Origin of the sequence: Nocardioides sp., assembly GCF_031422975.1 — a bacterium.
Taxonomy (GTDB): Bacteria; Actinomycetota; Actinomycetes; order Propionibacteriales; family Nocardioidaceae; genus Nocardioides.
Genome location: NZ_JANPEO010000062.1, coordinates 16,981 through 27,278, shown reverse-complemented (window position 1 = coordinate 27,278; position 10,298 = coordinate 16,981). Strand labels below are relative to the sequence as shown.

General features: G+C 70.1%; 4 protein-coding genes and 1 pseudogene. 2 read left to right on the top strand and 3 right to left on the bottom strand.

Going from position 1 to position 10,298, the window contains the following annotated elements; genetic code table 11:
- The 3 genes and pseudogenes from RMO85_RS02185 to RMO85_RS02175 form a co-directional block, all read right to left on the bottom strand.
- Positions 1-308, bottom strand: a pseudogene (locus tag RMO85_RS02185) (hypothetical protein); the annotation flags it as partial.
- Positions 296-1,693: a serine/threonine-protein kinase gene (locus RMO85_RS02180; protein WP_310526195.1), complete on the bottom strand. Its 1,398-nt coding sequence runs from the start codon at positions 1,691-1,693 to the stop codon at positions 296-298. The gene RMO85_RS02180 and the pseudogene RMO85_RS02185, both read right to left, overlap by 13 nt.
- Positions 1,690-2,880 (bottom strand): FHA domain-containing protein, encoded by a 1,191-nt coding sequence (locus tag RMO85_RS02175; protein ID WP_310526194.1) that lies wholly within the window; start codon positions 2,878-2,880, stop codon positions 1,690-1,692. Before RMO85_RS02175 ends, RMO85_RS02180 begins: the two co-directional genes overlap by 4 nt.
- 162 nt (positions 2,881-3,042) lie before the next feature.
- Between RMO85_RS02175 and RMO85_RS02170 the strand changes: the two genes are divergently transcribed.
- Both RMO85_RS02170 and RMO85_RS02165 read left to right on the top strand, forming a co-directional pair.
- A complete protein-coding gene (locus tag RMO85_RS02170) occupies positions 3,043-9,279 on the top strand; it encodes a fibronectin type III domain-containing protein (RefSeq protein WP_310526193.1) in 6,237 nt (2,078 codons plus the stop codon).
- 37 nt (positions 9,280-9,316) lie between these two features.
- Positions 9,317-10,285 carry a MoxR family ATPase gene (locus tag RMO85_RS02165; RefSeq protein WP_310526192.1) on the top strand — a complete coding sequence of 323 codons (969 nt, stop codon included), beginning with the start codon at positions 9,317-9,319 and terminating at the stop codon, positions 10,283-10,285.
- Positions 10,286-10,298: the final 13 nt, after the last annotated feature.

Here is a 10,298-nt window from a genome sequence, read left to right as displayed (position 1 = left end):
CGGCACGCGGAGCCCCACCGCATCTCGACGTCGCGCATCTGCTGGAGGAGCACGTCCTCGCGCGTGGTGCAGCCGTTGTGGCCGAAGGGGCCGTCGTGGTCGTCGGTCCAGGCCTCACCGAACACGCAGGCGCCCGGATCGCAGTCGCGGTCGTAGCCCGGGTGGTAGGGCTCGGTGGCCACCACCTCGACGGCGCGCAGCAGCCGGTCGAGCCGGGGGTCGTCGGTGGCACCAGCCGGGGTCGCCAGCGGCGTACACCATGCCAGCGCCACCACGAGCGTCAGGAGACGCCGGCTCAGGGCACGCACTCGTTGGCCGTCGGGGACTCGTCGGAAGCGCGCACCTGCCGCACCTCCAGGCACACCTGCTCGCCACTCTTGACGGTTGCCGACCGCTTGCTGGTGCGCTCGAAGTCGTCGCTGCCGACCTCCTGCCAGATCCACTCGTCGCCGGGATCCACGGAGTCCTGACTGTCCCAGTGGAACACCACGGAGCCGCCGCTGCGCGTGCCGTCGAGCGTGGGCGGCCTGGTGAGGGTGTCGGCGATCAGGGGCGAGGGAGTCCCGGAGGTCGTGGGCGAGCTCGGCGGGGCTTCGTCGTCTCGTCCACCCCCGCTGAGGATCAGTCCGCCGATCAGCGCGGCCACAGCCACCACACCGATGACGGCCCAGACGACGGCCGAGACCCGGTGGCTGTCGGGCTGGGTCTGCGTCTCGTTCTGCGCGGTGGCGATCCGCCGCGGACCGGACGCGGAGATCACTGTGACGGCCTTCATCACGGTGCGGTCCTCCGTCGGCTCCGGGCCGGGGGCCTTCACCGAGGAGTCGGGCCGGTCACCCTCGACCGCGACCGCGGTGCGGGCCCAGTTGGCCGCGCTCTCGATCTGTTGCAGGCTGCGCGCGAGCTCGAGCGCGCTCTGCGGACGATGGGCGGGATTCTTGGCCAGGCATTGCTGGAGCAGGCGATCGAGCGCGGGCGGGACGTCGGAGCGCTGGGTGGCCGGCGGCGCCGCGTGCAGGATGCGGGCGCTGAGTGCGCGGGTCGAGTTGTCACCGGCCGGGATCGAGAACGGGGAGCGCCCCACCAGCAGGTGCCAGATGGTGGCGCCCAGCGAATAGACGTCGGAGGTCACCGAGCCGTTGGACCGGCCGTCGAGCAGCTCGGGGGGCGACCACGGGTAGGAGATGCGCACGTCGCTCTCGCCCGCCACATCGGCGATGTGGCCGGCGATGCCGAAGTCGGTGAGCGCGGGCTCGTGATAGGTCGTGACCAGGACGTTGCTCGGCTTGATGTCACGGTGCAGGATGCCGGAGCGGTGGGCCGTCTCGATGGCGCTCGCCAGCTTGATGCCCGTGCTCACCGCGTCGACCACCGCCATCGGGTTGGAGCGCACGCGCAGGCCCAGGTCGGGCGGCGGGCAGTAGCGCATCACCAGGTAGGGGCGCCCACCATCCAGCGTGACCCCGGCGGTGATGACCGAGACGATGTAGGGGTGGTCGGCCAGTCGAGCCATCGCATTGGCCTCGGCCGTGAAGAGCTGCTTCTCCCGGTCGTTGAGGGGCACGTCGGGGCGCACGACCTTGACCGCGACGCGCTGGCGGGGCCACTGCTGCTCATAGAGGAAGACGTCGGCGAAGCCGCCGCTGCCCAGGTGCTCGACGAACGTGAAGCCACCGATGACGGGGGCACTCACCGCGGCACCACCGGACCGACCTCGAAGCGGACCTCGTAGACCTCGGCCAGGTCCAGGCTGCAGCCCGGCTCGAGGACGTAGGCCTCACCCGCACGCATTCGTTCGGGAGCGCGGCCGGGCATGGTCACCATGGTGCCACCCCGCGAGTCGAGGTCGCGGGCCAGGACATCCCAGCCGTGGAGCTCGATGTGCAGATGCATCCGGGAGACGAACGTGTGGTCGGAGGGCAGGTGCACGAGGTGCGGCCAGTCGGTGCTGTCCTTGAGGGGCGCCGGCTTTCGCCCCAGGACGACTCCACGGTCGAGCGGCACCACCTCGCCGGTGGGCAGTCGGAGCCCGCCCAGGGTCGGGCGCGGCACCCGGCGCGCCTCCTGGGGCGCCACCGGCTGACGACAGACCCGGCACACCGTGCTGTCGGCCGGAGTCAGGTGGCCGGTGGGGCAGCTGGCGGCCAGCACGGTGTCGGCGGTCTCGTGCCGCAGGTGCGAGGCGATCTGGGGGCGGTGGACGGTGGCGCCGTCATGGTCGTCGACCGGCTCATCGAGTCCGGCCGGCTGGATGGTGGTGTGGGTGCCCTCGGAGATCCGCTCGACGAACCCCGGGCCGGGGTCGGTGGTGTCGCTCAGGGAGCCGGTGTCGTGCTCGCGCTGCGGGGTGGCTCGACGTCGCGGCCGAGGCGGCGGTCCGTCGGGTCCGGTGGCGGCCAGGATCGAGTCCGGGATGCCGTCGATCAGCAGTCCGCCCGCTGGCGGGGCCGGTGGCGAGGCATGCGTGGGAAGCGGTCCCGTCCGTCGGGCGAGAGGCTTGAGCATCGCCCGCGACGCGGCCACGACACCACCGGCGAGGCGGCGCGTCCGCGCCAACGCGTCCGGGTCGTCGCCACCGTCGAGGGAGAGGAACCGGTCTGCTCCGGACACGCGCACGTGCCCGCGACCCCGTGAGACGGACATCGAGCCGCCGGTGGACAGGTCGACGACCGCCAACCCCGGGGGGTCGCCGCCGAAGGCCTTCTCCACGATGGCCAGCACCTGCTCGGTGATCGGCGCGTCGCTCGCGCGTGCACCCGAGATCACGGCCCAGATCTCGTCCAGGACGTCGTCGTCGCCGGGGTCGGTCATCAGCACCCAGTGGTCTCCCGCGCCGAGGAGCACACCGTCGCCTGCGGCGTACCTCGTTTCCACGACCACGCGTGCCTCCTCGTCCCAGTGAGTGGCCATTGTCGCCATACCTGCCAACACATCGTCGCCGATGAGCCGCCACTCTGTCTCGACTTGTTCCTAACCCCCCACCTACATACGCTCACCGTGCGATATTCGGATAGTCGCAGAGCCGTGTGTAGGGGGACGTTGGTGGCACGTGCTGGATTCATCCGTCGGCACAAGGCTGCCGTGGCGTCCAACACCGCCCTCGTGCTGGCCGCGGGTGCGGTCGTCGCCTACGCCGTGGCCGCCGACGGCTACCAGGCCCACGAGGCCCAGCTCAACGACGGCGGCATCTGGGTGGTCCACGGCGATCGCGGCATCTACGGTCGGATCAACAAGCCGATCAACCAGCTCGACACGACCGTTCTCGGCGACGGCGGCAGTGATCGACCCCTCGACGTCGCCCAGGACGGTGCGGCGGTGGCGGCCATCGACCGCTTGGCCGGCACCGCACAGGTCATCGATCCCGCCACCTCCAAGCTCGACGCCAGCGGCAAGATCGCGATCCCGCCGGTCGGAGACCAGCAGATGGCGGGCGGGACGTTCGCCTCGATCGATGCCGAGAACGGCGACGTCTGGGCAGTGCAGTTGGATCCGCAACGCGGCAGGCCGCTGATCACGGCCCTCGATGTCCAGTCCGACCCACTCGCCTCCGTCGGCAACGCGGCGGCGCTGGCGGTCAGCCAGACGGGCACCGTGATCGTCACGTCAGCGGGCAGGGGCACGATCACCTACATCGTGCAGGAGGGCAACGCCTTCGACGAGCCGCGCACCGACGACCTGCCTGCCGGGGCCGGCGACCCGACCGCCGTCACCGCGGTCGGCGAGACGGCGATCACCCTTGACGTGGCCGCAGGCGCACTGAGCGTGGTCGGCGGCGGTTCGGCGACCGTGCCCCCCGGGAGCATCCTCCAGCAGCCGGGTCCCGACGCTGAGTCCGTGCTCGTCGCCAGTCCCGACAGCATGCTCAGCGTCGACCTCGAGTCCGGCAACACCACCGTCGTGGACGAGAGGGGGAACGGCACGCCCATCGAGCCGGTGCGGCTGGGTGCCTGTTCGTACGCCGCATGGTCGGGTGGGCTCGGGGAGGTCACCGTCCAGTGTGGTGACGACGAGGCGCAGCACTCCACCCTCGGTGGCAAGGCGAGCAATCTCGCGTTCCGGGTCAACCGCGGCCAGATCGTGCTCAACGACAACACCAGCGGCGCCGTCTGGGACCTCGACGAGCAGGAACCGCAGAAGATCGACAACTGGAACGCGTTCACCATGTCCAAGTTGGTGAAGGACGAGGACAAGCAGAACCAGCAGCAGAGCGCGGGCGACCGCACTCCGCCGGAGGCGAAGCCCGACAGCTACGGCGCTCGCTCGGGCCGGACCACCGTGCTCCACCCCCTCGACAACGACTCGGCTCCCGAGGGACGACTGCTCAGCATCATCGACGTCGAGCAACCCACCGGCGACGCGACAGCCGAGATCAGTCCCGACGGCCAGACCATCGTGCTCCGCCTGCCGGACAAGGCCCGCGACACCTCCTTCGACTACTACATCGACGACGGGCGCAGCAACTTCACCGCCCACGCGGCCGTCAGCGTCGCCGTCCGGACAGCCGGCCAGAACGCCCAGCCCACCCTGCGCAACGGGTTCGAGCCCCGCACGTGGCGGGTGGCCGCCAACGGCTCGGTCACGGTCCCGGTGCTCTCCGACTGGCGCGACGACGGCGACGGCGACGCCCTCGTCCTCGACTCGACCGTGGCCCTCGGCGCCGGAGACTCGGGCGCGGTGGCCCGCACCACCTCCGACGGCCGGGTCCGGTTCACCGGCTCGATCGAGGGCGGCGACACCTACCAGGTCGAGTATCTGGTCAGCGACGGCCGATCGGCGCCGGTCAGGCAGACGATGTCCTTCGAGGTGCAGGAGCGGCTGGACCGCGAGACCTTCCCGGCCGTGGCCGAGCCCGACGTGGTGCGCGGTGAGGCCGGCCGGCCGATCAAGATCCGTCCACTGCTCAACGACCTGCCCGGCTCCGACCCCGGCACCCCCAACGCAGAGCTCATGCTGGGCGGCAAGATCCCCGCGCAGAACGGCGTCTCGATCAAGACCGACGTGGAGAACGGGATCATCACGTTCGCCGCCGAGCGGCCGGACACCTACTTCATCGAGTACGACGCCGCGTTCGGCAACGCCCGTCTCGACCAGCAGACGGTGCGGATCGACGTACGCCCTCGTCCCAAGTCGCCCGGCGACCCGGTCGCGATGCCGGACACGCTGACCGTCTACGGCCAGGCGGCCGGCATCGTCGACGTCCTCGCCAACGACCTCGATCCCGCCGGCGGCCTGCTCGTCGTGCAACGTGCGGTCGCCGACAACCCCAACCAGGTGGACGTTGCCATCATCGACGGTCGCTGGCTGCGCATCTCCTCGCGGCAGGGCGACCTGTCACCCAACCCGCAGCTGGTGCACTACACGATCAGCAACGGGTCCACCTCCGGCATCGAGGGAGAGGTCTCGCTCAGCCAGCGCCATCCCCCGGCCGACAACTCGCCGGTGACGACAACCGACCGCGTGCACGTGCGTGCCGGGACGTCGGTCACGGTGCCGGTGCTCGACAACGACATCTCGCCGTCGGGCGATCGCCTGTCACTGATCAGCGACGCGGCCGAGGGTGTGCCGGGTGAGCTGCCGATCGACGTTCCCGTCGACGTCAAGGGTGACGTGGGCACGGCGCTGGTCTCCGGTCGCAACGTCCGCTACATCGCCCCGGACCTCAAGGAGCGCGATTCGTTCGAAGTCGGCTACATCGCTCGCTCCACCACGGGCGAGTCCAGCGGGGGACGCCTGATCGTGATCATCACGCCTGCCAAGGATCCCAACACCGCTCCCGAGCCGCCCACGCTCGAGGGGCGTGTCGTCTCGGGCGGCAGCATCAAGGTCAGGCTCCCCGGCAGCGGGATCGACCCGGAGGGCGACCCGGTCACCGTCGGTGGCATCACCTCGGCTCCGAGGCTCGGCCGGGTGCTGTCCTACGGCGGAAACTTCTTGGAGTACCAGGCCTACCCACGCACCACGGGGACCGACGAGTTCGAATACTCACTCACCGACAGCCGTGGCGCGGTGGGCACCGGCACCGTGCGGGTGGCCGTCGTGCCCCTGGGTGAGCCCCAACCCCCGCTGGCCGTCGCCGACCAGCTCACCGTCGAACCCGGCCGGGTCGCCGTGTTCGATCCTCTCGCCAACGACTACATCGCGCCCGGCGACGAGGTCGAGATCAGCCTCCGAGACGCCCCGGAAGGCGTCACGCTCGACCCCGACACCAACCTCGTCTCCGTGCCGGCGCCCGCCACCACCCAAGGCGCTTCGCCGCCGGTGGTCTATGCCATCACCAACGGGATCAGCACCTCGATCTCCACCCTGAAGGTCGACACGGCCGACGACTTCGAGAACCCGCCAGTGGTCTACGACGCCTTCGGCCAGGCCGACGACAGTGGGAGCATCTCGGTCAACGTCCTCGAGGGTGCCTACGATCCGGATGGGACGATCGCCGACCTGACCGTCACCCGGGTCTATGGCAACGAGGCCCAGACGACCATCAACGCCACCGGCGACACGATCAAGGCCAACCGCGGTCCGCTGCCCATCGTCGTCCCGTTCCGGGTCGAGGACGGCAACGGTGCGGCGGCCACCGCCTCGCTCTACGTGCCGCCCACCGGGACCGGCATCCCCTACGTGCGGCCCGACGCGCTGATCGAGCTCGCCGAGGGCGGTTCGGCGACGGGCAGGCTCAAGGACTACATCGTCAATCCGTCCGGCGGACCCCTCCGCCTGACCGGCCGCGAATCCGTCTCGGCGTCTCCGGCCGCACTGGAGACGGAGCGCTCGGGCGACGACTCCTTCGCAGTCTCCGCCCGCGACGGCTTCCGCGGCCCGGGCGCGTTGTTGGTGGAGGTCACGACCGCGGCGAACGGCGCCGGCAACGAGGACCCGCAGGACCCGACCGACGGCTACACCGCCCTGCTCTCGATACCCGTGCAGGTCGGCGACGACACCCCCGTGCTGGAGTGTCCGCAGACCACCATCCCCATTTCGGCGGGGGAGGTCTACAACCTCGACATCGCGTCGCTGTGCAAAGTCTGGACCCTGGATCCGGCCGACGCGCCGGGCCTGGAGTACGTCGGCATCTTCACCCAGGAGCTCGACGGGCTGAGCGTCTCCGGCAACGGGAGCCCGGTGCTGCAGGTCGCCGCGGCCGACGATGCCAACCGGGGCGGCGAGGGCACGCTGTCCATCACGGCCGGCGGCAGCCTGCCTGCGGAGATCCGCTTCCGGTTGGCGAACGCGCCGCCGCCGAGCATGTTGCCGATCCGGGTGGAGGGCATGAAGGCGGGGGAGTCGCGCGAACTCAACCTGGCGCCCTACCTCGACGCCGGTGTTGCCAACCCCACCCCGACGGTCGTGTCGATCGACGCGGTCAGCGGTGCGGGTGTCTCGGCCGGCACCAGCGGTCAGGCGAGCGTCATCCTGCGCGCCGGTCCGCGAGCCAAGGGGAGGGCAATCTTCCGGGTCGTCATGAGCGACGTCGACGCCTCCTCCGCCGGCCCCGGGCGTCAGGCCGAGGGCCGGATCGAGTTCGACGTGTCCGGGCTTCCGGGGCAGCCGGGCGCGCCCCAGAGCTACGAGAACGTGGAGAAGGGCACCGTCCGCCTCGGCTGGTTCGCCCCGAAGGACGACGGTGGCTCCCCGATCACGAGCTATCGGCTCAAGGAGATGCAGACCGGCGACGAGATCACGTGCCGCACGAACCAATGTGACTTTCCCGGCCTGGAGAACCGCAAGAAGTACAACTTCCGGGTGGCGGCGGTCAACAAGGTGGGCACCGGCCCCTGGAGCGAGCTGTCGCAGACGGCGTACGCCGACACCAAGCCGGGCCGGGTCGCCAACATCCGGATGATCAGCCGCGGCGACCACACCATCACCCTCGGTTGGTCGAAGCCGCAGAGCAGCACCGCGATCCAGTTCTATCGAATCAGCTGGCGGGGCCAGGCCGTCCAGATCCCCGGCAACACCACCTCCTACACGGTGAGCAACCTCGACAACAACCAGACGTATCTCTTCTCCATCGAGGCGCAGAACAGCGTCAACTGGTCACCGCCACGGCAGTCGGCGCCGCTGCAGTCCATCGGGACGCCCGCACCGCCGGGCGGGCTCGCCATCGTCGACCGACAGTCCGGGTTGCAGGCGACGGACGTCACAGCCACGTGGACCGCGACCGCGCCCGAGGGACCGGCGCCGACCTTCTACACCCTTGCCTACAGTGCCAAGGGCGGACCGCTGACGGCGGTGCCCGGGTGCAGCCGCATCCAGGCGACGACGTGCACCCACACCGGCGTGGCCTTTGACGGCACCACCTATGCCTATTACGTGCAGGCGCTGAACATCGAGAACAGCTCACCGCCCGGCAGCCCGGTGGCGTTCGAGGCGGTCGGCAAGCCCGCGCCCTGGGGTCAGATCACGGCGGCGCCCACGGGAGCCGACGGTCAGGCACGCGTGACGGGGATCACCCCCGAGTCGCGTGGGCAGGAGTCGCGGGTGGCGATCCTGGTCGCCGGCCAGGTGGCCTGGGAGCTGGTCGTCAAGCCGCGCGCGATCATCAACGAGGTCGTGAACGTGCCGGGCAACAGCACGGCCTACCCCGTCACGATGCGCCTGTGCAACGAGTTCGCGGCCAAGGTCGGCTGCAGCTACTCCGACCCGAAGTCGGTCCAGACCTACGGTCCGCTCGAGAACCATCTCAACCCGGTCACCTCCCAGGTCGACGGGCTCTCGGTGACCTGGACCATCAGCGGCACGTCGAACGGTGACCCCGCCCTCGTCGCCATCAGCATCGACGGTGGCGCCGAACAGGTGGTCGGCCAGGGAACCCCGGGCGAGTTCTCGCTCACCCGGACGGTGACGGTGGCCGACTACAACACGGGCACCAGCATCCGCGTCCGGCTCTTCGACGACAACCCCGCGGGCCGGCGTGAGGCCGTCGTCACTGGTCAGGTCGAGTCCGGTGACCCGCCGCCCCCGACGATGACGCTCTTCAAGGGCGCTGCCTGCTCGGACGACGGCGTCGCCGACCCGCCTGACTGCCAGCGTGGGGTCCCCTACGTCACCGACCCGGCGTGTGGTGCACCGACGTGCGCGCGACTCAGCTTCACGACGTCGGGCTGGACCCAGGACTTCAGTTGCAGGGTCTCGCAGAGCACGACCCCCTTCGTTGGTGAACGGCAGGACTTCACCAAGGAGGACGGTACGAAGACCACCACCTGGTACTTCGGTGAGGGCTACGTCGAGCTGACCTGCAACTCCAGCAAACAACAAGTCATCGCCGGCATCAGCTGGTGAATCCCGTGCAACGAGCTCCGATGAACAGGAAGCAGCCATGACCATCTCGCACGAGCAGGCCGACTGGTTCAAGCAGACCTTCGACCAGCTGACCGACAACATGGAGATCGCGGTGCTGGGCAAGCGGCACGTCGTCCGGCTCGCACTCACCTGCCTGCTGTCGGAGGGACACATCCTCCTCGAGGACTTCCCCGGGACCGGCAAGACGATGCTGGCGCGCGCCCTGGCCAACACGGTCCAGGGTTCCCACGCCCGCATCCAGTTCACCCCCGACCTGCTGCCCTCCGACGTCATCGGCGTCACGGTCTACGACCAGCACAAGGGCACCTTCGAGTTCCACCCCGGTCCGATCTTCCACACGATCGTGCTGGCCGACGAGATCAACCGTGCGTCGCCCAAGACCCAGTCGGCGCTGCTCGAGGTGATGGAGGAGAGCCGGGTCACCGTCGACGGCGTCGCGCACTCCGTCGGCCGGCCGTTCCTGGTCATCGCCACCCAGAACCCGATCGAGCAGGCCGGGACCTACCGCCTGCCCGAGGCCCAGCTCGACCGCTTCCTGATGAAGACCTCGATGGGCTACCCGGACCGCGCCGCCACGATCGAGCTGCTCGTCAACGCGGCGGTGCGCGACCGCGCCTCGCTGGTCACGCCGGTGATCACGGCGGCCACGATCTCCCAGATGAGCGGCCTCGCCGACCAGGTCTACGTCGATCCCGCCGTCGTGGGGTACGTCGCCGAGCTGGCCGAGGAGTCGCGTCGTCAGCCGCACGTCAAGCTCGGCCTGTCGCCCCGTGGCTGCCTGGCCCTCGTCCGCGTGGCGAAGACCTGGGCCGCGGCCGACGGTCGAGACCACGTGGTGCCCGACGACGTCAAGGAGCTCGCGGAGCCCGTCCTCTCGCACCGGCTGCTCCTCGACGCCGAGGCGCAGTTCAGCGGAGTGAGCGTGCAGACGGTCATCGGTCGGCTGCTCGACGCGGTCGCGCCGCCGACCGACCGGGTGGCCTGAGTCGCTGATGGAG

What these genes read in the sequence shown, in the direction of transcription:
- RMO85_RS02165 (WP_310526192.1), top strand. Translation starts at nt 9,317, where the DNA reads ATGACCATCTCGCACGAGCAGGCCGACTGGTTCAAGCAGACCTTCGAC.